A 23,788-nucleotide genomic window follows, 5' to 3' on the forward strand; every position below is an offset into this window, starting at 1 on the left:
AATCTTTTCCGAAAATTACACCGAGCAAGTAAAGCACGGTAGCCGAAAGTGTACAAAAAGAGTGTCTTGGAATACCCGATATTTAAACCTTGTCGAGAAAAACTTGACACATACTGTTTTCATGTTCCGCTTTAAGTTTCCCCGTGCGTATACTATAATAAACTTGTTATGTCTTAGGGCGGATTTTGCTGTTATCGGAACGGGAATACGTTGTGAAATGAGGTGGGGTTCGATGTTCGATCGGTTGCAGGCCGTGGAAGATCGGTACGAAAAGCTGAACGAGTTGTTAAGTGATCCTGAGATCGTCAATGATCCGAAAAAACTGCGGGAGTATTCGAAGGAGCAGTCGGATTTACAGGAAACCGTACAGGTGTACCGTGAATATAAAGAAGTGCAGAAACAGCTCCAGGATGCAAAGTCGCTTCTTTCGGAAAAACTCGATCCTGAAATGAAGGACATGGTGAAAGAAGAGATCCATGAGCTCGAGTCAAAAATCCCGGAATATGAAGAGCGCCTGAAAATTTTGCTCCTGCCGAAAGACCCGAATGATGAAAAAAATGTTATCGTGGAAATCCGTGGGGCAGCCGGCGGGGATGAAGCCGCGTTGTTTGCAGGCGATCTGTACCGCATGTACATGCGTTATGCCGAATCGCAAGGCTGGAAAATCGATGTGATTGAAGCCAATGTCACGGGGATCGGCGGGTACAAAGAAATTGTGTTTATGGTGAACGGCAAGGGTGCGTATTCGAAATTGAAGTTTGAAAACGGGGCTCACCGGGTGCAGCGTGTGCCGGAAACGGAATCGGGCGGGCGTATCCATACGTCTACGGCAACGGTTGCGGTTTTGCCGGAAGCGGAGGAAGTCGAAGTGGATATCAATGAGAAAGATATCCGGGTCGATACATTTGCATCAAGCGGGCCGGGCGGGCAAAGCGTCAACACGACAATGTCGGCTGTGCGCCTGACCCATATTCCGACCGGGATTGTCGTGTCCTGCCAGGATGAAAAATCGCAGATCAAAAATAAAGAAAAAGCGATGAAAGTGCTTCGTGCCCGCATTTATGATAAATTTCAGCAGGAAGCGCAGGCGGAATATGACGCCAACCGGAAATCTGCCGTTGGAACGGGGGATCGTTCCGAGCGGATTCGTACGTACAATTTTCCGCAAAACCGTGTGACGGACCATAGGATCGGGTTAACGATCCAAAAGCTTGACCAGGTGCTTGATGGCAAACTCGATGAAATCATTGATGCCCTCATTCTTGAAGACCAGTCAAAAAAACTGGAGAGTGTGAATGGCTGATGGATAGGAACATAAAAGTGTATGAAGCCTTGCAGTGGGCTTCTTCTTTTTTAACGGAAAACGGCCGCGACGCGCAAGCCGGGGAGATCTTGCTCGGACATTTTCTGGATATGGATCGCACCCGCCTGCTTTCCAACTTGCGGATGGTTTTGCCTCCGGATGTGGAGGCGAAGTTCCGGCAAGCGGCAGAAGCCCATGCAAAAGGGGTTCCGGTCCAGCATATTACGGGCTATGAAACCTTTTACGGACGAAAATTTTTTGTCAACGGGGATGTGCTCATTCCGCGCCCGGAAACGGAAGAATTGGTGCAGGGTGCAATCGGACGGATCCGCCGTCATTTCGGGGAAACAAAAGGGCTTAAATTGGCAGATATCGGGACAGGGAGCGGCATTATCGCGACCACAATTAAATTGGAGTTGCCGGAGCTTTTGGTGTACGCCTCCGATATTTCGGAAAAAGCGCTTGCCGTAGCTGAAAAAAACGCTGAAGCCCTGCATGCGGATATCCGGTTTGTGCACGGAGATCTGCTCCAACCGTTTATACACGGCGAGAAATTGGACATTGTTTTATCCAATCCGCCGTATATCCCGGAAACGGACCGGAGCTCGTTATCCGTTGTGGTGCGCGACCATGACCCTGAAACGGCCCTGTTTGGCGGAGAAGACGGCCTTGCGTTTTACCGGCGCTTTATGGAAACATTGCCGTCTGTTTTAAGCAAGCGGGCGCTCGTCGGTTTTGAAATCGGGTCAGGCCAGGGGGAGCGCGTTTCCTGCTTGTTGCGGGATACATTTCCGGAAAGCGTTGTGGAAGTGGTCCGCGATATCAACGGCCATGAGCGGATGGTGTTTTGCGAAAAAAATTAGCTTTTTTTCAGATTCATAGTTTAAAATCCCCTGTTCCTGCCCACAATGGGAATATGAAGGGACGGGGGAAGAAAATGAAAAGAAAAACAGTGGTTTCATTGTATATTTTCATGTTATCGATCGCAACGATCATCAGTTTATATGCACCGAAACAAAAAGCGGTGGAGGCTGAAACCATCGTTATTCCGAAAGATGCGATCCGGCTGCGCATTCTGGCAAACAGTGACAAGCCGGAAGACCAGGCAGTAAAACGGAAAATCCGCGATGAAGTAAATACGAACATCGCCAAATGGGTAGGCCACTTAAATTCCAAAAAAGAAGCGGAAAAAGTCATCCGCTCCCACTTGCCGGAAATTGAAAGCATTGCAAGAAGGGTGATGGCGGAAGAACAGCTGGACGAACCGGTAAAAGCCGAACTTGGTAAGGTCGCCTTTCCGACAAAATTATACGGCCAGTACTTATATCCGGCCGGGAAGTATGAAGCGGTTTTGATTACGCTTGGGGAAGGCAAGGGCGCCAATTGGTGGTGCGTCCTGTATCCGCCCCTCTGTTTTCTCGATTTTTCCAACGGCGTTGCAACAAGCAGCAGGGGTGAAGAAAAGAAATCGGAAACAAAGAAGGTTGCGACTTCCAATGCCCGCACAAAACCTGCCGAAGCGGCGACAGCTGAAAAAGTGAACCGGAAACCGCATGAAAATCAACCAGCGGCACAAGACCGCAAAACGAAACAGCCAGTCGGTGAAACAGCAAACCACACTAGCGCTGTTTACGCCGGAGAGGATGGCGAGGTGGAGAAAAAGCTGCTGATTGTGAAAGTGATCAAAGAACTGTTTTAACATTTTCCACCCGGATTGTGGAAAGCTCGGACAAACGGGCTGGAACAAAGACGGGTTATCAACAAAATGCGAAGTATTATCCACAAGTTGTGGATAATACTTGTTTCATTTTTCGAACTTTTGTATACTTGCCGGGAGAAAACTTGATAAATAAATATCCTGGCAGGACCGATGATTGGATGGAGAAAGGTGAAAAAGAATGGAAACAAAATACTGGGTTGTGGATAAAACTGTGGAGAATCCCGGTGCTTATCCACAACTTGCAGAAGCAGCGCAGTTACTGAAAGAGAAGCAGACAGTCGCTTTTCCGACTGAAACGGTATACGGTTTAGGAGCCGATGCAACAAGCGATGAAGCGGTGGATAAGATTTTCAAGGCAAAAGGAAGGCCATCCGATAATCCGCTGATTGTCCACATTGCGGAGGAAAAGCAGCTGGAAGAATTGGCGGAAGAAATACCGGAAACGGCGAAAGTGCTGATGAAAGCTTTTTGGCCGGGCCCGCTTACGCTCGTTGTAAAAGTAAAGAAAGGGGCATTGTCCGAAAAGGTGACGGCCGGGCTGGACACGGTCGGGATCCGCATGCCCCGGCATCCGGTTGCACTGGCGCTTATTCGCATGAGCGGGCTGCCGATTGCCGCCCCGAGCGCCAACCGGTCCGGCAAGCCGAGCCCGACATTAGCTCGCCATGTCCGGGAAGACCTTGCCGGTAAAATTGCCGGCATTGTGGACGGCGGAGAAACGGGTGTCGGAGTGGAATCGACCGTGCTCGATGTGACAGCGGAAGTGCCTGTGATTTTGCGCCCGGGCGGTGTTACGAAAGAACAGCTCGAAGAACGGATTGGAAAAGTGAGGCTTGATCCGGGACTTAAGGGAACTGGTGCTGGCGCCCGGCCGAAAGCACCCGGCATGAAATATACGCATTATGCGCCAGATGCGCCGGTTTATCTTGTGGATGGCAGCATAGCTTTTATGCAGCAAATGATCGATGCGCACCGGAAAAAAGGGGAAGTAACAGGAGCGATTGTGACGGAAGAAACGTCCGGTATCGTCCGTGCTGATGTGGTGGCAGTTTGTGGCAGGCGGGCATCCCTTGAGACCGTTGCCCAGCACTTGTATGATACACTTCGGTCGTTTAATGCGCAAAAAGTGGATGTGATATTTTCTGAAATTTTTCCGCGTGAAGGCATCGGCCGGGCGATTATGAATCGGCTTGAGAAAGCAGCGGGGCATCGTTATGTAAAAGAAGAGGATGTTCAGTAACCCGGACGCTTTTAAACTGCCCTTATCGCTTGGTGCTGTTTTATTGCGGATCGGGTGCGCGGGCGGTTTCGGATGATCTGCGGCTTCTAAAACGCCCCGGACGTGCATAAGCTGGAGTAGGCACGTCCAAAGGGGGAAAAAGAGATGGCAGTCATCGCAGAAATGGTAACTTTGGCGATCATGGCTTTGGCGCTCGGTATGGATGCTTTTTCGGTAAGCCTCGGCGTGGGCATGATGCAGCCCAGACTGAGGCAAATCTTTTACATAGGTTTAACGGTCGGCATTTTTCATGTGTTGATGCCGGTTCTCGGCATTTTTGCGGGCCATCTTCTCTCCCGTACTTTTGGCCTATTTGCCCAGTATATTGGTGGCATATTGCTCGTGATTATGGGGATACAGATGATTGTATGGGTCTTCAAAAAGGAGGGGGCGCAAGCTGTCAGCCCGTCCGGATGGGGAACGATGCTGTTTGCGTTGAGTGTAAGCCTGGACAGTTTTTCTGCCGGGCTATCACTTGGCATTTTCGGCGTGCGGACTGTTGCTGTTATGATTTGCTTCGGCGTTGCTGCTACATTTTTAACCTGGCTCGGCCTTTTGATCGGCAGGAAATTCCAGGGCTGGATCGGGATGTACGGCGAAGTGCTTGGGGGAACGATCCTCGTTGTTTTTGGGCTCAAATTGTTGTTTTCTATTTAGTAAAGCCGGTTTCAATTTTCCGGCTTTTTTTATCTATCTACAGATTAACCTTGTAATTAAGGTCTTTTTTACTATAATAATAGTAGATTTAAATCGTTCAGGATAGGGGGACAGCCTTTGAATATCCTTTTTGTTTGCACCGGGAATACATGCAGGAGCCCGATGGCGGAGGCCATTTTAAAAGCGAAACAGCTGCCGGGCATTGAAGTGGAATCAGCCGGCCTTTTTGCGCCCGAGGGTGAAGACGCTTCTGTCCATACCTACGAGGTGCTGAAAGAAAATGGAATCGATTTCCGCCACCACGCCCGGAACCTTTCGGAGAATTTGGCGGGTTGGGCTGACGTGATTCTTACGATGACGTCCGGGCACAAACAGGCAGTGGCAGCACGGTATCCGCATGCCCGCAATAAAACGTTTACCATCGCGGAGTATGCCGGAAGCAGCGGGGATGTACCGGACCCGTACGGCGGCAGCCTGGATGCTTACAGAGAAACTTATCAACAATTGCATGCATTGATCAATCGTTTGATTAAAAACAGGAAAACGGGAAACCAGGGGCGGGTGTGACGGATGGAAAAGCGAAGCTACAGATTCAGTTTAACGAAGAAAATTGTATTGTTCGTAACCGGGCTGTCTTTTATTACATATTCGGCAAGCGGTCTTTTCATTTATCTTATTTATCCGTTTTTTTCCGACTGGATAAAGCTGCCGTGGTTTATTGTCATTACACTTGCATTAGGGATTATCTGGTCCGGGATTTTAAGCTTTTTCGGTTCATTCCTGATTGCAGGCCCGATGCGCAAGTTAGAAGATGCAGCCCTTAAAGCGAGCCGCGGGGATTTAAGAGATGAAGTCCCCGTGCCAAAATCGGGCGATGAAATTGAGTCGCTCGCAGCGGCTTTCAATTCCTTGCTTTCCAATTTGCGGGAGACGGTTGAACAAATTGATGAAAATGTGGAACGCACCAAAGAAAGTGTGTCGGAAATATCGGAGAAAACGGCACTGGCTGCGGGCCAGGCGGAACATGTAAACAAGACGGTGGAAGAGATTTCACTTGGCGCCGAGCAATCCGCGGCTGCCACCCAATCTACGGCTGACCTCGTTGAAAAAACCTATCAGCTTGCATCCGAAGTCCGCGGGAAAGCGGATACTTGCAAAAAATCTTCTGATCACATGCTGAGCGAATTAAAGACGAGCAAAGAGACAATGGACTCACTTATATCAGGTGTTGAAAATCTGGCAAAAGAAAATACCATCTCGCTGGAAGCCGTTCGGGATCTTGCGGAAGAAACGAAGAAAGTGGAGGGGATCATTTCTTTTGTCGGTGAAGTCGCGGCACAAACCAATTTGCTGGCGTTGAATGCTTCTATTGAAGCGGCACGCGCCGGGGAATACGGGCGCGGGTTTGCGGTGGTCGCAAATGAGGTCCGGAAGCTTGCGGATGAAAGTGCCCAGGCCGTTCAGGGCATTACCGGGATGATCCAGCACATTGAGCAGGAAGGTACACGGGTTGTCGAACAAATGGCTGTACAAGTTCAAAAAGCCAATGAAGAAGTGCACAGAGGACAAAAGGCCAATGAAGCGATGGACAGAATGACGGAATCAATCCATTTGGTTGCGGGGGCAGTTGATCAAATTGCCGGTATGGCCAAGAACCAAATGGATGCGATTCACGAAGCTTCGAGCCAGTCGCAGGAAGTGGCGGCCATTACCGAACAGACTTCTGCCGGGGCAAAAGAAGTCACGGCGATTACAAATGAGCAGGCGCAGAACATGGAATTGATTGAAAGGCTTATCGCGCAGCTCGAGCAGGATGCGGAGAAATTAAAAGGGAGCACCCGCCGCTTTCATATCCGGTGAGTTTTTCGCCCGCCTGGTTTTGGACGGGGAGCACCGGTTTTGGCTGGAAGAAGCGCGGCAATTCAGGTTTTGTGCCGGGAAATCCCGCAAGACAAGAGGAGATGCGGGAACATGCGGCCGTATGCCTGGCATTTTTCCGGGGACGATGGACGTTTTAAACGGGCCGGAAATTTTAACAGCCATGGAACCTGGCCTCTAAGACGCTTTATTTTCTTTTTCGACGTTCTGTGCCACAATAGAATCAGAAGCATGAAGGAGGGGGAAGAACATGAAAGTGGCATTGGCTTCAGACCACGGCGGTAAGCATCTTAAACAGGAAATTGCCGGTTTGCTTCAGGATCTGGGTGTTGCCTACGAAGATTTCGGATGCGATTGTGAAGGGTCGGTTGATTATCCGGATTACGCGCTTCCGGTTGCGGAAAAGGTGGCAAAAGGGGAATTTGACCGTGCGATCCTCATTTGTGGCACCGGAATCGGGATGTGTATTTCCGCCAATAAAGTAAAGGGTATCCGTTGCGCGCTTGTACATGATGTCTTCAGCGCGAAGGCTACAAGGGCCCATAATGACAGCAATGTCCTCGCCATGGGAGAGCGGGTCATCGGGCCGGGGCTGGCCTGTGAAATTGTGAAAGAATGGCTCGGAACGCCGTTTGAAGGCGGCCGTCATGCACGCAGGATTGAGAAAATCGCGCAGTATGAACAAAAATAACAGAGGTGTTTTTGTTGCAATCAGATTCGGCACGTTTGGAAGAACAGTTGGACCGCATGCTGGATGAATTTTTCCGGCAGGTGCCAATGAAAAAAGGACAGGTTTTTGTTGTTGGCTGCTCGACATCCGAAGTAACCGGGAAAAAAATCGGGACAGCAGGGGCAATGGATGTCGCCGCCATTATTTATGACAGTGTACAGAAGTTTGCACGCCAGTTCAGATTCCAACCGGCATTTCAATGCTGCGAACACCTGAACCGGGCGCTTGTGGTTGACCGTTCGCTCGCCGATGAAAAGGGGTGGGAAGAAGTGACGGTCGTGCCTGTTCGGAAGGCGGGCGGCGCGATGGCTGCGTATGCATACGCTCACATGGAAGATCCCGTTGTCGTCGAATATATCCGGGCTGACGCGGGCATCGACATCGGGGATACATTGATCGGCATGCACTTAAAGCATGTTGCCGTACCTGTAAGGGTTTCCGAAAAAGAGCTGGGAAAAGCCCATGTTACATTTGCCAAAACGCGGCCGAAACTGATCGGCGGCGTGCGGGCGGTTTACGAAAAAGAACAGCCGGAATAAGGGACCACCCATACTGCCCTGCATGTTGTATGCGGGGCATGTTTTTTTTCTTCCTGTCAAAAAAATGGACAAATTTTGCAAAGCATTATGGTAAAATAAAAAAGAATATGAAAACAATCTTGAGGGGGTACCGAATTGAGCCATATTGCAAATCAAGACAAGGAAGTTTACGAGGCGATCCGGCAGGAATTGAACCGGCAAAGAAACAAGATTGAACTCATTGCCAGCGAAAATTTTGTCAGCGAAGCGGTGATGGAAGCACAAGGCTCCGTTCTGACCAATAAATACGCGGAAGGCTATCCGGGGCACCGTTATTACGGCGGATGCGAATATGTGGATATTGTGGAAGACCTTGCGCGGGAGCGGGCAAAACAGCTTTTTGGTGCCGAACATGTCAATGTCCAGCCGCATTCTGGCGCACAGGCCAATATGGCGGTTTATTTCACCATTCTGGAGCACGGCGATACGGTGCTTGGCATGAATTTGTCCCACGGCGGGCATTTGACACATGGCAGCCCGGTCAATTTCAGCGGCATGCAGTACCATTTTGTGGAATACGGTGTGGATAAGGAAACGCAGCATATTGATTATGAAGATGTATTGGAAAAAGCGCGCGTACATAAGCCGAAACTGATTGTTGCCGGTGCAAGTGCATACCCCCGCACGATTGATTTTAAAAAGTTCAGGGAAATTGCGGATGAAGTCGGCGCCTATTTAATGGTGGATATGGCGCATATTGCAGGGCTTGTGGCTTGCGGGTTACATCCGAACCCGGTGCCGTATGCGGATTTTGTGACGACCACAACGCATAAAACATTGCGGGGACCGCGCGGCGGCATGATTTTATGCAAAGCGGAATTTGCAAAGAAAGTGGACAAATCGATTTTCCCGGGGATCCAGGGCGGCCCGCTTATGCATGTGATTGCGGCTAAAGCCGTCGCTTTTGGAGAGGCGCTTACAGACGGGTTCAAAATCTATTCGCAAAAAGTGGTGGATAACGCAAAACGGCTGGCGGAAGGGCTCCAAAAAGAGGGATTTGACCTTGTATCCGGTGGAACAGATAATCATCTGATTCTCATTGATTTGCGTTCTTTCGGCATTACCGGGAAGGATGCGGAGAAAGTGCTCGATGATATCGGCATTACGGCCAATAAAAATACGATTCCGTATGATCCGGAAAGCCCGTTTGTGACAAGCGGCCTCAGAATCGGTACGCCCGCAGTCACAACAAGAGGATTCGGCCTGGAAGAAATGGATGAGGTGGCATCCATTATCGGATCGGCATTGAAAAATCCGGATAACGAAGCAGTCTTAAAAGAAGCGGCAGGACGCGTCAAGCATCTTACGGAACGCTTTCCGCTGTACGCCGGCCAAAACTAAGCAGGGGTTTTATCCCGCTTTTTCCGGACGGATGGCTGGTCCGCTTCCAATGTGGCATAAAAACAAATTCGAGTCAGAACCGGCAAAAAAATTGAGCAGGATGGCCCCGTAAAACGCGGGGCTGGATCCTTTCGCCCGGCCTCAGGATTTTCTTTTGGCTTTCCTTGAGATTGGGCGCTTTTTTCGTGTAAAATGGTTGGGGTAAGCATTTGCCGAACCTGATACCAACCTTTAAAGGAGAGAATTCATTTGAGCACACTTCATGTCATTGACCACCCGCTGATCCAGCACAAGTTGACGTATATCCGCGATAAACATACGGGGACAAAAGAATTCCGCGAACTTGTCGACGAAGTATCGACTTTGATGGCATTTGAAATTACCCGCGATATGCCGCTTGAAGAAATTGAAATTGAAACGCCGGTCTGCAAGGCAAAATCAAAAATTTTAACCGGCAAAAAAATTGGCATTGTCCCGATCCTGCGTGCGGGCCTGGGCATGGTCGACGGCGTGCGGAAACTGATCCCGGCCGCGAAAGTCGGACATGTCGGCCTGTACCGCGATCCGAAGACACTGACGCCGGTTGAATATTACATAAAACTTCCAAGCGATGTAGAGGAACGTGATTTTATCATTGTGGATCCGATGCTGGCTACAGGCGGTTCTGCCGTGGATGCGATCCAGTCTTTAAAACAGCGAGGCGCAAAAAACATTAAATTCATGTGCCTGATTGCATCCCCTGAGGGTGTGAAAGCCGTACAGAAAGCCCATCCGGACGTTGATATTTATACAGCAGCCCTTGATGAGAAGCTGAATGAGCAAGGGTATATTGTGCCGGGCCTCGGAGATGCGGGGGACCGCCTGTTTGGAACAAAATAAAATGTATGGATGCGCTTCGTGTTTTACAATTTTGTTAACCCTGCAGAAACAGGCTGGTAAAAAAATAAAAAGGGTCTATAATAACGGTATGTTTTCGGTATATAGATGAATGCCAGGTATGTAAACGATTGGAAAAAGGGCGCAAGCTTACGCCAGTGCAGGCGTTTCCTTCCTATTTCGGGAGGCGGGATGACCTTTTCTCGAAAAAACAAGTTCTAATGACTATATCAAGGAAACTCCTATTGACATTGGATAAGCGCTATTGTATGCTAAAAAAGTGTACATAATGAGAAGGTTTTCATATGGTTGGGATTCTACTATTTATATGCCGGAAATCTGAAAAACCAGTAAAGCCGGAGCTGCAGGCTACTCGTAACCTTAACAAATTGTGAGTTTTGGTTAAGAATGTTGCGATTTGCCAGGTGAAGTGACATACCGCTTTCCTGCTGTGCTGCAATTGATCGGCGTCCCTTGTCAGGAGTGTTTAAGGCATGCCGGAACTTCTACGTATCTACAAAAGGCTGCGCAAGTATTTGGTGATTCTTTTGTGCCTTTATTTGACGGGGGCGATGTTTCCCGGTTGCCGCTCTGTTTTCCTCGGGCTTTTGCTTGGCACAGCTGTTAGCCTCTTTAACTTATGGCTTATGGTGAAGAAAACATTGGCGGTTACCGATGTTTCCTCAGGCAAAAAAAGGGTCTCGCTCGGTACCGGGATGAGAATGGCGACTGCTGTCCTCGCGGTGGCGGTGGCGCTCCGTTTTCCGGATTTGTTTCATCTTTTAGCTGTAGTGATTGGCGTAATGACATCTTATCTGGTCATTATGATAGATTTTTTTGTAGGTTTGCTTCAACAAAGAAAAAAGTAAAGTGAGGTGAGTTTCGGTGGAACATAAGCAACCGATAGTTGAATTCATGGGGTTGTATTTTAACCTGTCCAACGTCATGATGATTACTGTCTCATCATTGATCGTGTTCATCATTGCGGTCATCTCAACAAGAAAGTTGGCGTTGAAACCTACAGGCATGCAGAATTTTATGGAATGGGTCATGGATTTTGTAAGAGGGATCATTAAAAGCAATATGGACTGGAAAACCGGCGGCGTCTTTCACATTCTGGGTCTAACACTGATCATGTATATCTTTGTTTCCAATATGCTTGGATTGCCGTTTATGGTTGTTTATGACCATTATTCCTGGTGGAAGTCACCTACTTCCGACCCGGTTGTTACCCTTACGCTGGCTGTTCTGGTCATGGGCCTGTCCCACTTTTACGGTGTCAAAAAGAGGGGGTTTGGCGGATATCTGAAAAGCTATGCTGAACCGTTATGGTTTCTGGTCCCGATTAACCTGATCGAACAGTTTGCCAACACATTAACATTAGGGCTCCGGCTTTATGGGAATATTTATGCCGGCGAAGTGTTGCTGTCGCTGCTTGCGGGCACTTTGGCGATGCATACAAACATTTGGGGGACAATCGGAGCAATTATTCCGACCCTTGTATGGCAAGGATTTTCTATTTTTGTCGGCACGATCCAGGCATATATCTTTACCATGTTAACAATGGTTTATATTTCTCATAGGATTGCCCATGAGGAATAACCATTTCTATATTTTTGAAAAATCACCTATTTATATATTCCAAAGGAGGAAATCTTATCATGAGTTTGGGTATTCTTGCAGCAGCAATCGCAGTTGGTTTGGCAGCATTGGGCGCCGGTATTGGTAACGGCCTTATTGTCGGTCGTACAGTTGAAGGGATTGCAAGGCAGCCAGAAGCACGCGGCCTTTTGCAGACAACAATGTTTATCGGCATCGGCTTAGTTGAAGCTCTTCCTATCATTGCGGTTGTTATCGCATTTATTGCACTGGGAAGATAAGGAAAATGTTGACGGCGAAGCGGATTCTAAGAAACCTTCGCCTTTCCTTTATGATTTAGCCAAGAATCGTTGTGGCTTTTGTTTTGAGCGGTTCAAGGCCATCTTCTTTGAACCATTTTGCTTCTTTTTTGGTAAAGGGTGCGAAAGAATGTTTTAAGAACGTGTGGAAGGGAGTGAACCCGGGTGTCCCAGACTGATTTAGTACTCGGATTTGTGCTAGGGAAGCTCAACACAGGCGATATTTTATTCCAGGCCATCATCTTTGTTGTGTTGCTTCTGCTATTGAAAAAATTTGCTTACGGTCCTCTTGTCGAAATGATGAGGAAACGTGAGGAACATATTGCAAAAGAAATTGAAACGGCGGAAAAAAACCGCGAAGAAGCAGCCAAGCTTTTGGAAGAACAGCGCAAGTTGCTGAAAGAAGCACGCGTTGAAGGTCAGAATTTAATTGAAAACGCAAGGAAACAAGCAGAAGTGCAGCATGATGATATCGTTGCAACAGCGCGTCAGGAAGCAGAACGCATGAAAGATGCAGCCAAAGTTGAAATCGAACAGGAAAAAGCAAAAGCTGTTGCTGCTTTGCGTGAACAGGTAGCATCCTTGTCCGTGATGATTGCCTCTAAAGTGATTGAAAAAGAAATTTCCGAGAAAGACCACGAGAAATTCATACTCGATTCTATTAAAGAGGCAGGAGAAATGAAATGAGTAATGAGGCGGTAGAAAAACGGTACGCTTCGGCACTTTTCGAGCTTGCAAAAGAGCACGGGCAGCTTCAAGAGATCGAAAAAGAAGTCCGGGCGGTAAAAGAGGTTTTTGAGGAAAACGAACCGTTCCGAAAGCTCCTTAAATCTCCGAAATTGACGATAGAAAAGAAACAAGAAATCCTTAAAAACATTTTTTCCGGATTATCCACTTTCACTTTGAATTTGTTGTTGCTCTTGACTGAGCGGCACAGGGACGAGCTCATTCCTAGGGTGTGCCGTGCTTTTATTGAACGGGTGAATGATGAACGCGGCATTGCAGATGCACTTGTCTACTCTGCCCGCCCGCTTTCTGCAGACGAGAGCAAAGCGATATCCGAAGTATTTGCCAAAAAAGTCGGAAAGCTGTCTTTAAACATTGAGAATATCGTGGATGACGGTCTGCTAGCCGGATTAAAAATCAGAATTGGAAACTCTATTTTTGACAGCAGTTTGCGCGGAAAATTGGAACGGCTTGAAAAAACATTAATCAGTTAAGTGAGAAATGAGGTGCTGGATTTATGAGCATTAAGGCTGAAGAAATCAGCTTGCTGATAAAAAAACAGATTGAAAATTACCAGTCTGAAATTGAAGTGAGCGATGTCGGTACCGTTATCGAAGTCGGTGACGGGATTGCACGTGCACACGGTCTTGACCAGGCGATGGCCGGGGAACTGCTGGAATTTTCCAACGGCGTCATGGGGCTTGCGCAGAACCTTGAGGAAAGTAATGTCGGGATCATTATTCTCGGTCCTTACCGCGAAATCCATGAAGGCGATGAAGTAAGGCGTACAGGCCGGATCATGCAGGTGCCGGTCGGGGAGGAACTGATCGGTCGTGTCGTCAACCCGCTCGGCCAGCCGGTTGACGGGCTCGGACCCATCAACACAACGAAAACCCGCCCGATTGAATCAAGAGCGCCTGGCGTAATGGACCGGAAATCGGTAAGCGAACCGCTGCAAACGGGGATTAAGGCGATCGATGCACTTGTGCCGATCGGCCGCGGACAGCGGGAATTGATTATCGGCGACCGCCAAACCGGTAAAACAACCATTGCGATTGATACGATTATAAACCAAAAAGACCAGGACATGATTTGTATTTATGTTGCGATCGGCCAGAAAGAATCGACCGTCCGCGGTACAGTTGAAACGCTCCGCAAATTCGGAGCTTTGGATTATACGATTGTGGTAACGGCTTCCGCTTCACAACCGGCGCCTCTTCAATACCTGGCTCCGTATGCCGGTGTTGCGATGGGTGAAGAATTCATGCACAACGGAAAACACGTGCTTGTTGTATATGATGACTTATCCAAACAGGCTGTTGCTTACCGTGAACTTTCCTTGCTCTTGCGCCGTCCGCCGGGCCGTGAAGCCTATCCTGGCGATGTATTCTACTTGCACTCCCGCCTGCTTGAACGTGCTGCCAAATTAAGCGATGCAAAAGGCGGAGGTTCATTGACTGCATTGCCGTTCGTTGAAACACAGGCCGGCGATATTTCGGCTTACATCCCGACAAACGTGATTTCGATTACAGACGGGCAGATCTTCCTGCAGTCCGACTTGTTCTTCTCAGGTGTCCGTCCGGCGATCAATGCAGGGTTATCCGTATCCCGCGTCGGCGGTGCCGCACAAATCAAGGCAATGAAAAAAGTTTCCGGTACACTGCGTCTTGACCTGGCATCTTACCGTGAACTTGAGTCATTTGCCCAATTCGGGTCGGATCTGGATAAAGCCACCCAGGCAAAACTGGCACGCGGGCAGCGTACGGTTGAAGTATTGAAGCAGGATCTGAACAAGCCAATCAAAGTGGAAAAACAAGTATGCATCCTGTATGCATTAACAAAAGGGTTGCTGGACGATATTCCAGTGGAAGACATTCTCCGTTTTGAATCGGAACTTTATGACTGGCTGGACCAGAACCGGGCATCCCTGCTCGAAGAAATCCGTACAACCGGAAATCTTCCTGACGATGAAAAAATGAAAGAAGCTATTCAAGCCTTTAAAAAGACCTTCGTAGCATCTGAACAGCAATAATAATTGGACAGAGAACCCCGTTACCCTTATGCAGCATGCGTTCTTTTTTCACTGTAGCATCATCCCGGGGCAAACGGGCCGGATAAGACAAAGGATTTCAATCCGGGATTGGAATCCTGATTAACTCACAAGGGTGGTGAAGTGAAGTGGCATCCTTACGCGATATAAAAAACCGGATCAACTCTACGCAGAAAACAAGCCAGATTACGAAGGCCATGCAGATGGTGTCGGCTGCAAAACTGAACCGTGCGGAATTGTCCGCCAAATCATTTGTCCCTTATATGGAGAAAATGCAGGATGTAGTGGTCAGCATTTCCCAGGGGACAGGCGGCGTCCGGCATCCGATGCTTGTTTCCCGCCCGGTTAAAAGGACCGGTTATTTCGTGATCACATCTGACCGCGGACTGGCCGGCGCTTTTAACAGCAACGTTTTAAGGCTTGTAACCCAGACCATTCGGGAACGCCATCAATCTGATGATGAATATGCGATTATTGTTATCGGCCGTACAGGATACGAATTTTTCAGGCGTCTAAAGATGAATGTTGTGCTGCAGATTGTCGGCCTGTCTGACCATCCGACATTCCAGGATATCGAAAATATTACAAAGAAAACGGTCGCGATGTATGAAGACGGGACATTTGATGAGTTGTATTTGTATTACAACCATTTTGTCAGCGCCATTAGCCAGGATGTGACGGAAAAAAGGCTGCTGCCGCTTACGGATGTAACGACGACAAACCGGCTCATTTCCTATGAATTTGAACCGTCTGCAGAAGAAATCCTGAGTGTTTTGCTGCCGCAATACGCAGAAAGCCTCATTTACGGCGCACTGCTGGACAGCAAAGCAAGTGAACACGCGGCACGCATGACTGCAATGAGAAATGCGACGGACAATGCAACTGAATTAATCGACTCGTTGACATTGACATATAACCGTGCCCGCCAGGCATCCATCACACAGGAAATTACGGAAATTGTCGGTGGAGCAGCTGCACTGGAATAATTTCCGTTTTGGCAAACCGCTCTTTTGTCGAAACGGAACGGGCATGTGCCATCAAGCAAGTTAGGAGGGAACAGTATGAGCATTGGACACGTTCTGCAAGTAATGGGTCCGGTAGTTGACGTAAAGTTTGAAAATGGTCAGCTCCCTGATATTTATAACGCATTAAAAATCAATTATAAAGCAAAAAATGCCAATGAAGTGGATATCAATGTCACACTGGAAGTTGCATTACACCTGGGCGATGATGCCGTCCGCACGATTGCGATGGCTTCCACAGACGGCATCCGCCGCGGCATGGAAGTGGTGGACACAGGTGCGCCGATCTCTGTACCGGTAGGGGAAGCAACCCTTGGCCGTGTATTTAATGTCCTCGGGGAAGTCATTGACCTTGACGGCGAACTGAAAGGCAATGTGCGACGCGACCCGATCCAAAAACCGGCGCCTTCTTTCGAGCAATTATCCACGCAGGTTGAAATTCTTGAAACCGGCATTAAAGTCGTTGACCTTTTGGCGCCTTACATCAAAGGTGGGAAGATTGGCTTGTTCGGCGGTGCCGGCGTTGGCAAAACCGTGTTAATCCAGGAACTGATTAACAACGTTGCACAGGAACACGGCGGTATTTCCGTATTCGCCGGCGTAGGAGAACGGACACGTGAAGGGAACGACCTCTACTACGAAATGAAAGATTCCGGCGTTATTGCCAAAACAGCGATGGTGTTCGGACAAATGAACGAACCGCCTGGCGCACGGATGCGTGTCGCTTTAACAGGGCTGACGATGGCTGAATATTTCCGTGATGAGCAAGGGCAGGACGTATTGCTCTTTATCGATAATATTTTCCGTTTCACACAGGCAGGTTCTGAAGTTTCTGCGCTGCTCGGCCGTATGCCGTCAGCCGTAGGTTACCAGCCGACCCTTGCAACCGAAATGGGTCAGCTGCAGGAACGGATTACGTCGACCAATAAAGGTTCCATTACTTCCATTCAGGCGATTTACGTACCTGCTGACGACTATACTGACCCGGCTCCGGCCACAACATTTGCCCACCTCGATGCGACGACAAACCTTGAACGGCGTTTGTCGGAAATGGGGATTTATCCTGCTGTGGATCCGCTCGCTTCGACATCAAGGGCATTGTCCCCTGAAATTGTCGGGGAAGAGCATTACAATGTTGCCCGCCAGGTACAGCAAACATTGCAACGTTACCGCGAGCTTCAGGACATTATCGCGATCCTCGGGATGGACGAACTGAGCGAAGATGACAAAATGATTGTTGCGCGGGCTCGGCGCATCCAGTTCTTCCTGTCGCAAAACTTCCACGTTGCGGAACAATTCACAGGCCAGCCTGGATCTTATGTGCCGGTTAAGGAAACCGTCCGCGGCTTTAAAGAAATTCTTGAAGGGAAATACGACCATCTTCCTGAAGATGCTTTCCGCCTCGTAGGCACGATCGAGGATGCTGTGAAAAAAGCGGAAGCCATGGGTGTAAAAGTATAATACGGGACCGGGAGGAAGCAAAATGAGGACATTTGAAGCCAGTGTTGTCACTCCGGACGGCCCGGTATACAATGCGGAAGTAGAAATGGTTATTGCAAAGGCCAAAAGCGGCGAGATCGGCATCCTGTACGGGCATGTTCCGCTTGTTGCGCCGCTTGATATCGGCGTTGTCCGGTTTAAAAACGGCGACCAGGAAAAAGTGGTTGCAGTGAGCGGCGGCATTTTGGAAACACGGTCCAATCAAGTGACCATTCTGGCGCAGGCTGCCGAAACCCCCGAACAGATAGACATCCGGCGGGCGGAAGAAGCAAAGCAGCGCGCAGAAAAAAGATTGCATCAGTCCCATCAGGATGATGTTGATTTTAAACGGGCAGAGCTTGCGTTAAAACGCGCGATGAACCGGATTGATGTCTACCGCCACTTTTCCAGATAACCGCTTTTCCATATTGTCATTTTATGATCAAAATAACGGCACCTTCTGCTTTTTCGGAAGGTGTTTTTCTTTAAGCGGCTGATTTACCGGGCAGGCGCCTGAACGGACTAAAACAGGAAGGGAATGAGGACAGATGACAGCCGAATTCGGAACGCAGGCAGTGCTCAGCATCCTTGTGAATTTATTTTTTATTGGCATGACGTTTTGGATCCTCCAAGCCGTCCACATTGAAAAGATCATAAAGAAAAACCACATTGTCCAGGCAAGGCTCTTGTATATTTTCCTTTCTGTCGCAATCGGATACAGCGTCAGCAATTTTTTCCTTGATTATTTGCTGTGGGCGCAGCGCCTGCATTTCCTGTTCCAATGACGGGTGTCGTCAAGCATTGTTTCAAAATTCCAATTGATTGGTTCTTTTGAGGCTGGAAAATGGTTCATTTTTCCTGTTTCCAAAAAATCATCTGTTGCATACAATTTAGGTATGCTTTTTTGACAAAATTCATTATACTAGTGTATAGGGTGTCAAAACTTGACGACTTTTACCTGGTATTTCTGCCGTCTCTCTTGTTAACACTTTTAATAAGAGAGAGGGGAGCGCAAAGATGAAATTCCGATTTGTATATCCGGTTTTGGCAATTGTAGGTTTGACACTTATTTTCATGGGGAATAAGACAGATGCGGCCAATTTTACGGATCAATTGCAGTTATTTCAGGCGTCCATTGCAAAATTAAACGGCAAAGTCACTGAATGGTCTTTATATACAAGAGAACCCCTGAGGGCGCCGTCCGAACCGGAATGGGCCGAAAAAGTGCAGACATTGCAGGATACATTCCCTGAAATGCACTGGTCGGTAAAAACGGACAGGCATGTGAAGGTGCTCACGGGCAAGCTGGAAAAAAGCCATTATGTCGAAACCGTAAAATTGATGTCGACCCTATCAAATGCTGAAAACGGTTCGTATATCATTTATGAAGTGAATGGCAAAGGATGGGACCGCGCGCAAATGCGTAAAGTCAATCAACTGGTATCTGCCCGCACTCGAGCGCTTTTTACGAAAAAGCCCATGGTTTTCTCTTGTATCAAAGGCGAATTCAGTGATAAAATGGATCGTGTTTTGTTACATGAAAAAAAAGAACAACTGCTGAAACGTCTTGATGCGAAAGAAACTGAAACAATGGAAGAAAAGAACTTTTATGCAGTTTCCGGATACTCGCCTAAGTTTTCTGAAAATATCCATGCCAAAAACCGGAAAATGAATGTGCAAATCGGTTTGCGAAACAGCGGTTTGAGCGGTAAGACAACGGTCGTAATTGGCACACCCATCATTACGATTGAATATTAATATAGAGAATATGGACGCGGAGGGGAATACTCTTGGAAAAGATCATCGTCCGCGGCGGAAACAGGCTTCAGGGCGCCGTTCAAGTGGAAGGCGCAAAGAATGCCGTATTGCCTGTGATCGCTGCATCGTTATTGGCAAGTGAAGGAAAAAGCATCATACGTGATGTACCACAACTCTCCGATGTATTTACAATCAGTGAAGTGCTGCGCCACCTGAATGCTGAAGTTACGTTTCTGGAGAATGAAATCACTGTAGATGCATCAAGGGAGTTATCAATTGAAACGCCTTTTGAATATGTACGCAAAATGAGGGCATCTTTTTTAGTGCTGGGGCCGTTACTGGCAAGAACCGGGAAAGCAAGGGTCGCATTACCGGGAGGCTGCGCCATCGGATCCCGCCCTATTGACTTGCACTTAAAAGGATTTGAAGCAATGGGCGCCAAAGTAGATGTGGGAAACGGCTTTATTGAAGCGTCGGTATCCGGCCGCTTGCATGGCGCGAAAATATATATGGATTTTCCAAGCGTCGGCGCAACCCAGAATATTATGATGGCCGCATCGCTGGCTGACGGACAAACGGTCATTGAAAACTGTGCAAAAGAACCTGAAATTGTGGATCTTGCCAATTTCCTGAATGAAATGGGCGCGAATGTAAAAGGTGCCGGCACGGGAACCATCAAGATCGAAGGTGTGGAGAAGCTGCATGCTGCTGATCATACCATCATACCGGACAGAATTGAAGCAGGGACATTTATGGTTGCTGCTGCGATTACAAAGGGAAATGTGTTGGTAAAAGGTGCGGTACCTGAGCATATTTCTTCCTTAATTGCAAAACTGGAGGAAATGGGTGTAACCATCATTGAAGAAGAGAACGGCGTCCGGGTTATCGGCCCGGAAACATTAAAGGCAGTAGACATCAAGACAATGCCTTATCCGGGATTTCCGACCGATATGCAGTCGCAAATGATGGCGCTCCTTTTGTGTGCTGAAGGCACGAGCGTGATTACGGAAACGGTATTTGAAAACCGATTCATGCATGTGGAAGAATTCCGGCGCATGAATGCGGATTTAAAAATAGAAGGGCGTTCGGTTATTGTGAACGGGCCGTGCAATTTGCAGGGGGCTGAAGTTGCCGCAACAGACCTGCGGGCAGCCGCCGCTTTAATTATTGCCGGGCTGGCGGCAAAAGGCATCACCCGGGTGACCGAATTAAAACATCTGGATCGCGGCTATTTGAACTTTCATTTAAAACTGGCTGCACTTGGGGCCAACATTGAAAGGGTCGACGATGAAGCGGAAGTTGCGCCGGCAAAACAAGATCAGTTGCTTGCTGACGCCAATCTCTAGTTTGTATAAAAACCTCTGTACATATTCCCCATGTGCAGGGTTTTTTTTTTCGCCATTTTTCTGCCGCTGTTCCCATTATGGACAAAACGGGCCGGTTTCAAACGTATAGGTCCTGATTTTTCATATAGTTGTTGAACAGTTTATGCTGAAACGCCGGCCAGTGCGTTCTCTCCTGCCCCAAGCGTGCGCCCCGCAACTTTTCCGGTGTGCATCTCTCCTCCTTCGCCCATAAGCGCGCCGGACGGTTCGGTGGCTTTTTTTCAGTGCCGGCAAAGGCTTGCCCCGTGCTTGTCCCCCACAATGTTCTAGCATGCATTTTTAATCATAAATGCTTGTCCCGTCCCATAAATTGGAGTATAGGCTTTCCACCACTTCGACCATATGGAGGCGTCAGCATGAAACCAATCAAACCCGTTGTAGTCGCAGCGATCCTCGTACTCGCCTTTTCCTTCCTTATTCCGGCCCTCGTCGTCCTTCCGTTCCACAACGACAAGGTGAGCGGAAAATTGCATGAAAAAAAACCGGCAAAGGAGGAGAAAAAAGCGGCATCCGTCCAGGTATCCGTATACAGAAGCATGGAGAAAAAGGTTGACCGCGTGCCAATGGAAGACTATGTTGCAGGCGTGGTCGCAGCTGAAATGCCTGCAACGTTTAAACTTGAGGCATTAAAAGCCCAGGCACTGACTGCCCGCACTTTCATCGTCAACCGGATGTTAAACGGCGGAAACAGGGATTTGCCGGATAATGCCAATGTGACAGATACGGTCAACGACCAGGTATATTTGAGCCGGGATGAACTGAAAAACGTTTGGGGGAAAGCGTATCAGGAAAAAATGGAGAAAATCAACAAAGCGGTCGCTGCAACAGAAGGCGAAATTATCACTTACCATAACAAGCCGATCGATGCAGCGTTTTTCTCAACCAGCAACGGCTACACAGAAAATGCCGGCGATTACTGGTCCAATGCCGTTCCATATTTAAAAAGCGTGAAAAGCCCGTGGGATCAAACCTCGCCAAAATTCAAGAAAGTCACATCCATCCCTGTCACGGCGTTTGAACAAAAACTCGGGGTCCGGATGCAAGCGAATGATACGGGAACCGTCTTATCCAGGACAGAAGGAAAAAGAGTGGCGAAAATCAAAATTGCCGGCAAAGTTTTCACCGGCAGGCAGGTGAGGGAGAAGCTGGGGCTGCCTTCTTCAGATTTTACATGGGAAAGAAAAGGAAATGAAATTGAAATTACAACGAAAGGATACGGGCACGGCGTTGGCATGAGCCAGTACGGGGCAAACGGCATGGCACAGGAAGGGAAAGATTATAAAGCGATTGTGGCGTATTATTATCAAGGCGTCACGGTTCAGCCATTCAGCCAAATTGCCGGAGCCGGCGCCCTAGCAAAAAAATAACCCCTTTCGAGACAAAAATTTTTTAAACTTGATGTATAAACAAATGAAGAAATGTTCAGAATGGTTGCTGAGGTGATGATAAATGAGAGAGGAAGAAAAGAAACGGCCTTCTCAACCAAAGAACATAAAAAATTTCTTCAAAAAACGCTGGGTCTATCCGGCAATCTATTTAGTAAGCGCGGTGCTGTTGATTACAGGGATTATTTGGTATCAGTCGCTTGGAACCCATTCGGCAAAAGAAAAATTTAAAAACGATGCATCCATCAGCCAGAAAGGATCCGGCAATGAAGCAATCGAAGTAAACAAAGCGGTAGAAAACTTCAGAATGCCGGTACAAAAACCTGAACTGGCCACGATTGAGAAGAAGTTTTACGACGCGAATGCTTCCGTCAAGGACCAGGAAGCCGCACTTGTTGTATACGGCAACACGTACCAGCCGAACCAGGGAGTCGACATTACGATGAAAAATGGCAAAACATTTGACGTTGTCGCTGCAATGGGCGGCACTGTTACAAAAGTGCAGGAAGACGCTGTTTTGGGCAATGTCATTGAAGTCGAACATGACAAAGGTGTGACGACCGAATACCAATCGGTAAAAGACATTGCGGTGAAAGAAGGCGATACGGTTAAGCAAGGACAAACGATCGCAAAAGCCGGCCGGAGCGAGCTGAACAAAGCAGCCGGGACGCATCTTCATTTTGAAATCCGCAAAGATGATGTAGCGGTCAATCCGGAAGGCTACTTCAATAAAACGGTCAGCGACGTCAAAACGCCGGAAGTTTCATCTGATAGCAGCCAGTCTAAGCAAAGCCAGTCTTCTGAAAAAACATCAACCAGCCAGAAAAGTCATTAAAACACAGCCCGCGCTGTAAACAGGACAGAAAACCTCTGTCCTTTTTTTATGTTTTCCGCCTGCTTCCCGTAAAAAAAGCAGTTTCTTGCATAAAATGGTACACAAGCTAATAAACTGTTACAAACTTGACAAAAAAGCGAGAGTGTTTGAGGTGAGGAATCGTTAATGACGGGAACATCTTCGCTACAGACTTGATTATATTCTGCACCATCAGAAAGGCTTCACTTTCTGCCGCAAGCATGAACAGCCTGCGGGACCCAGTACAAAATTGAATCCAGCGAGTCTCATTTCACACGCCTCACATCCAATTTTTGGGGAGGGCGAGTAGTGTGCACGATTACATCAAAGAGAGGACTATCAAGATTGGGAAGTATATCGTGGAGACGAGGAAAACAGTTCGCGTAATTGCGAAAGAGTTTGGCGTATCCAAAAGTACTGTCCATAAAGATTTGACGGAAAGGCTGCCGGAAATCAATCCGGAACTGGCAAATGAGGTAAAGGATATCCTCGATTACCATAAATCTGTCCGCCATTTGCGCGGAGGGGAAGCAACGAAGCAAAAATATAAAAAAGAAGAGTATCCAGTCACAGAATAACAGCAAAACCGTTAGCAGCGCTTTCCGGCTCATGAGGGCTCCATGATCCCTGAAAGAAGCAATCGAATTGCGCGGTTGCTTCTTTTTACGGACCGGATCCGTTTGGGGAACGACTCCGGCGACAGTGCGCAGCTGCTTCCATCCGGTAAACAACTGTCGCAAATTAAAAAGGACACCCATGCAGAAGCCGCTTTTTTGAAAGACCGGCCCCTGTAAAATCCCTTCCGTTCGCCCCGCTTGAAAAATACCCGAAAATAAAATTTGACAAATGATCCCGAAACCCGGCAAAAAT

General features: G+C 48.1%; 26 protein-coding genes. All 26 read left to right on the plus strand.

All coding sequences use genetic code 11. The annotated features are described in order from the left end of the window. Nucleotides 1-232 precede the first annotated feature (232 nt). The 26 genes from prfA to spoIIID all read left to right on the plus strand — a co-directional run bounded on the left by prfA (nt 233) and on the right by spoIIID (nt 23,496). The gene (prfA, locus tag P9687_RS06900) at nt 233-1,303 is read left to right on the plus strand and encodes a peptide chain release factor 1 (protein WP_014096748.1); all 1,071 of its coding nucleotides are present in this window, start codon (nt 233-235) and stop codon (nt 1,301-1,303) included. Between the two features lie 11 nt (nt 1,304-1,314). Beyond that, nucleotides 1,315-2,166, plus strand: coding sequence for a peptide chain release factor N(5)-glutamine methyltransferase (gene prmC / locus P9687_RS06905; protein WP_026104501.1), 852 nt, complete (start codon nt 1,315-1,317; stop codon nt 2,164-2,166). Between the two features lie 74 nt (nt 2,167-2,240). Beyond that, nucleotides 2,241-3,002 carry a stage II sporulation protein R gene (gene spoIIR / locus P9687_RS06910; protein ID WP_014096750.1) on the plus strand — a complete coding sequence of 254 codons (762 nt, stop codon included), beginning with the start codon at nt 2,241-2,243 and terminating at the stop codon, nt 3,000-3,002. A gap of 199 nt (nt 3,003-3,201) precedes the next feature. Beyond that, nucleotides 3,202-4,263, plus strand: coding sequence for an L-threonylcarbamoyladenylate synthase (locus tag P9687_RS06915; protein WP_014096751.1), 1,062 nt, complete (start codon nt 3,202-3,204; stop codon nt 4,261-4,263). 144 nt (nt 4,264-4,407) lie between these two features. Continuing rightward, nucleotides 4,408-4,959 carry a manganese efflux pump MntP gene (locus tag P9687_RS06920; RefSeq protein WP_061577326.1) on the plus strand — a complete coding sequence of 184 codons (552 nt, stop codon included), beginning with the start codon at nt 4,408-4,410 and terminating at the stop codon, nt 4,957-4,959. Between the two features lie 117 nt (nt 4,960-5,076). Further along, entirely contained in the window at nt 5,077-5,526 is a 450-nt protein-coding gene (locus P9687_RS06925; protein WP_081106229.1) for a low molecular weight protein arginine phosphatase, read from the plus strand. A 3-nt stretch (nt 5,527-5,529) separates the two neighbouring features. Further along, nucleotides 5,530-6,819, plus strand: a complete 1,290-nt coding sequence (locus tag P9687_RS06930; RefSeq protein ID WP_061577327.1) for a methyl-accepting chemotaxis protein — start codon at nt 5,530-5,532, stop codon at nt 6,817-6,819. A gap of 268 nt (nt 6,820-7,087) precedes the next feature. Then, the gene (gene rpiB / locus P9687_RS06935; RefSeq protein WP_014096755.1) at nt 7,088-7,528 is read left to right on the plus strand and encodes a ribose 5-phosphate isomerase B; all 441 of its coding nucleotides are present in this window, start codon (nt 7,088-7,090) and stop codon (nt 7,526-7,528) included. A 14-nt stretch (nt 7,529-7,542) separates the two neighbouring features. Then, complete coding sequence (locus tag P9687_RS06940; protein ID WP_328228647.1) at nt 7,543-8,106, plus strand: TIGR01440 family protein; 564 nt, start codon at nt 7,543-7,545, stop codon at nt 8,104-8,106. A gap of 135 nt (nt 8,107-8,241) precedes the next feature. After that, a complete protein-coding gene (gene glyA, locus P9687_RS06945; protein WP_061577330.1) occupies nt 8,242-9,486 on the plus strand; it encodes a serine hydroxymethyltransferase in 1,245 nt (414 codons plus the stop codon). 249 nt (nt 9,487-9,735) lie between these two features. Further along, nucleotides 9,736-10,365 (plus strand): uracil phosphoribosyltransferase, encoded by a 630-nt coding sequence (gene upp, locus P9687_RS06950; RefSeq protein ID WP_061577331.1) that lies wholly within the window; start codon nt 9,736-9,738, stop codon nt 10,363-10,365. Nucleotides 10,366-10,856: 491 nt separating this feature from the next. Then, entirely contained in the window at nt 10,857-11,231 is a 375-nt protein-coding gene (locus P9687_RS06955; protein ID WP_014096760.1) for an ATP synthase subunit I, read from the plus strand. A 16-nt stretch (nt 11,232-11,247) separates the two neighbouring features. Then, entirely contained in the window at nt 11,248-11,964 is a 717-nt protein-coding gene (gene atpB / locus P9687_RS06960; RefSeq protein WP_014096761.1) for a F0F1 ATP synthase subunit A, read from the plus strand. A 65-nt stretch (nt 11,965-12,029) separates the two neighbouring features. Continuing rightward, entirely contained in the window at nt 12,030-12,242 is a 213-nt protein-coding gene (atpE, locus tag P9687_RS06965; RefSeq protein ID WP_026104500.1) for a F0F1 ATP synthase subunit C, read from the plus strand. 183 nt (nt 12,243-12,425) lie between these two features. Continuing rightward, on the plus strand, nt 12,426-12,947 hold the full coding sequence (gene atpF / locus P9687_RS06970; RefSeq protein WP_014096763.1) for a F0F1 ATP synthase subunit B: 522 nt from the start codon (nt 12,426-12,428) through the stop codon (nt 12,945-12,947). Next, nucleotides 12,944-13,480, plus strand: coding sequence for a F0F1 ATP synthase subunit delta (locus P9687_RS06975; RefSeq protein ID WP_014096764.1), 537 nt, complete (start codon nt 12,944-12,946; stop codon nt 13,478-13,480). Before atpF ends, P9687_RS06975 begins: the two co-directional genes overlap by 4 nt. Before the next feature lie 23 nt (nt 13,481-13,503). Then, nucleotides 13,504-15,018 carry a F0F1 ATP synthase subunit alpha gene (gene atpA / locus P9687_RS06980; protein WP_014096765.1) on the plus strand — a complete coding sequence of 505 codons (1,515 nt, stop codon included), beginning with the start codon at nt 13,504-13,506 and terminating at the stop codon, nt 15,016-15,018. A gap of 146 nt (nt 15,019-15,164) precedes the next feature. Continuing rightward, entirely contained in the window at nt 15,165-16,022 is an 858-nt protein-coding gene (gene atpG, locus P9687_RS06985; RefSeq protein WP_014096766.1) for an ATP synthase F1 subunit gamma, read from the plus strand. Nucleotides 16,023-16,097: 75 nt separating this feature from the next. Further along, nucleotides 16,098-17,519, plus strand: a complete 1,422-nt coding sequence (atpD, locus tag P9687_RS06990; RefSeq protein ID WP_014096767.1) for a F0F1 ATP synthase subunit beta — start codon at nt 16,098-16,100, stop codon at nt 17,517-17,519. 22 nt (nt 17,520-17,541) lie between these two features. Beyond that, nucleotides 17,542-17,952, plus strand: coding sequence for a F0F1 ATP synthase subunit epsilon (locus P9687_RS06995; protein ID WP_014096768.1), 411 nt, complete (start codon nt 17,542-17,544; stop codon nt 17,950-17,952). Between the two features lie 133 nt (nt 17,953-18,085). Further along, nucleotides 18,086-18,322: a DUF1146 family protein gene (locus tag P9687_RS07000; RefSeq protein WP_014096769.1), complete on the plus strand. Its 237-nt coding sequence runs from the start codon at nt 18,086-18,088 to the stop codon at nt 18,320-18,322. A gap of 232 nt (nt 18,323-18,554) precedes the next feature. Beyond that, complete coding sequence (locus P9687_RS07005; RefSeq protein ID WP_061577332.1) at nt 18,555-19,295, plus strand: YwmB family TATA-box binding protein; 741 nt, start codon at nt 18,555-18,557, stop codon at nt 19,293-19,295. Nucleotides 19,296-19,327: 32 nt separating this feature from the next. Next, nucleotides 19,328-20,641, plus strand: coding sequence for a UDP-N-acetylglucosamine 1-carboxyvinyltransferase (gene murA / locus P9687_RS07010; protein WP_014096771.1), 1,314 nt, complete (start codon nt 19,328-19,330; stop codon nt 20,639-20,641). Nucleotides 20,642-21,036: 395 nt separating this feature from the next. Further along, entirely contained in the window at nt 21,037-22,047 is a 1,011-nt protein-coding gene (spoIID, locus tag P9687_RS07015; protein WP_017550311.1) for a stage II sporulation protein D, read from the plus strand. An 82-nt stretch (nt 22,048-22,129) separates the two neighbouring features. Next, entirely contained in the window at nt 22,130-22,900 is a 771-nt protein-coding gene (locus tag P9687_RS07020) for a M23 family metallopeptidase (protein WP_017550310.1), read from the plus strand. A 329-nt stretch (nt 22,901-23,229) separates the two neighbouring features. Beyond that, nucleotides 23,230-23,496 carry a sporulation transcriptional regulator SpoIIID gene (spoIIID, locus tag P9687_RS07025; RefSeq protein ID WP_014096774.1) on the plus strand — a complete coding sequence of 89 codons (267 nt, stop codon included), beginning with the start codon at nt 23,230-23,232 and terminating at the stop codon, nt 23,494-23,496. Nucleotides 23,497-23,788 lie beyond the last annotated feature (292 nt).

Source organism: Weizmannia sp. CD-2023 (assembly GCF_036225245.1).
In the GTDB taxonomy this organism is placed as follows: Bacteria; Bacillota; Bacilli; order Bacillales; family Bacillaceae_C; genus Weizmannia; species Weizmannia faecalis.

Coding starts and splice junctions, on each gene's coding strand:
- atpA (WP_014096765.1), top strand. CDS start 13,504: ATGAGCATTAAGGCTGAAGAAATCAGCTTGCTGATAAAAAAACAGATT.
- P9687_RS06955 (WP_014096760.1), top strand. CDS start 10,857: ATGCCGGAACTTCTACGTATCTACAAAAGGCTGCGCAAGTATTTGGTG.
- P9687_RS07020 (WP_017550310.1), top strand. CDS start 22,130: ATGAGAGAGGAAGAAAAGAAACGGCCTTCTCAACCAAAGAACATAAAA.
- P9687_RS06915 (WP_014096751.1), top strand. CDS start 3,202: ATGGAAACAAAATACTGGGTTGTGGATAAAACTGTGGAGAATCCCGGT.
- prfA (WP_014096748.1), top strand. CDS start 233: ATGTTCGATCGGTTGCAGGCCGTGGAAGATCGGTACGAAAAGCTGAAC.
- P9687_RS07005 (WP_061577332.1), top strand. CDS start 18,555: ATGAAATTCCGATTTGTATATCCGGTTTTGGCAATTGTAGGTTTGACA.
- P9687_RS06975 (WP_014096764.1), top strand. CDS start 12,944: ATGAGTAATGAGGCGGTAGAAAAACGGTACGCTTCGGCACTTTTCGAG.
- P9687_RS06995 (WP_014096768.1), top strand. CDS start 17,542: ATGAGGACATTTGAAGCCAGTGTTGTCACTCCGGACGGCCCGGTATAC.
- atpD (WP_014096767.1), top strand. CDS start 16,098: ATGAGCATTGGACACGTTCTGCAAGTAATGGGTCCGGTAGTTGACGTA.
- spoIIR (WP_014096750.1), top strand. CDS start 2,241: ATGAAAAGAAAAACAGTGGTTTCATTGTATATTTTCATGTTATCGATC.
- P9687_RS06920 (WP_061577326.1), top strand. CDS start 4,408: ATGGCAGTCATCGCAGAAATGGTAACTTTGGCGATCATGGCTTTGGCG.
- spoIID (WP_017550311.1), top strand. CDS start 21,037: ATGAAACCAATCAAACCCGTTGTAGTCGCAGCGATCCTCGTACTCGCC.
- P9687_RS06930 (WP_061577327.1), top strand. CDS start 5,530: ATGGAAAAGCGAAGCTACAGATTCAGTTTAACGAAGAAAATTGTATTG.
- rpiB (WP_014096755.1), top strand. CDS start 7,088: ATGAAAGTGGCATTGGCTTCAGACCACGGCGGTAAGCATCTTAAACAG.
- P9687_RS07000 (WP_014096769.1), top strand. CDS start 18,086: ATGACAGCCGAATTCGGAACGCAGGCAGTGCTCAGCATCCTTGTGAAT.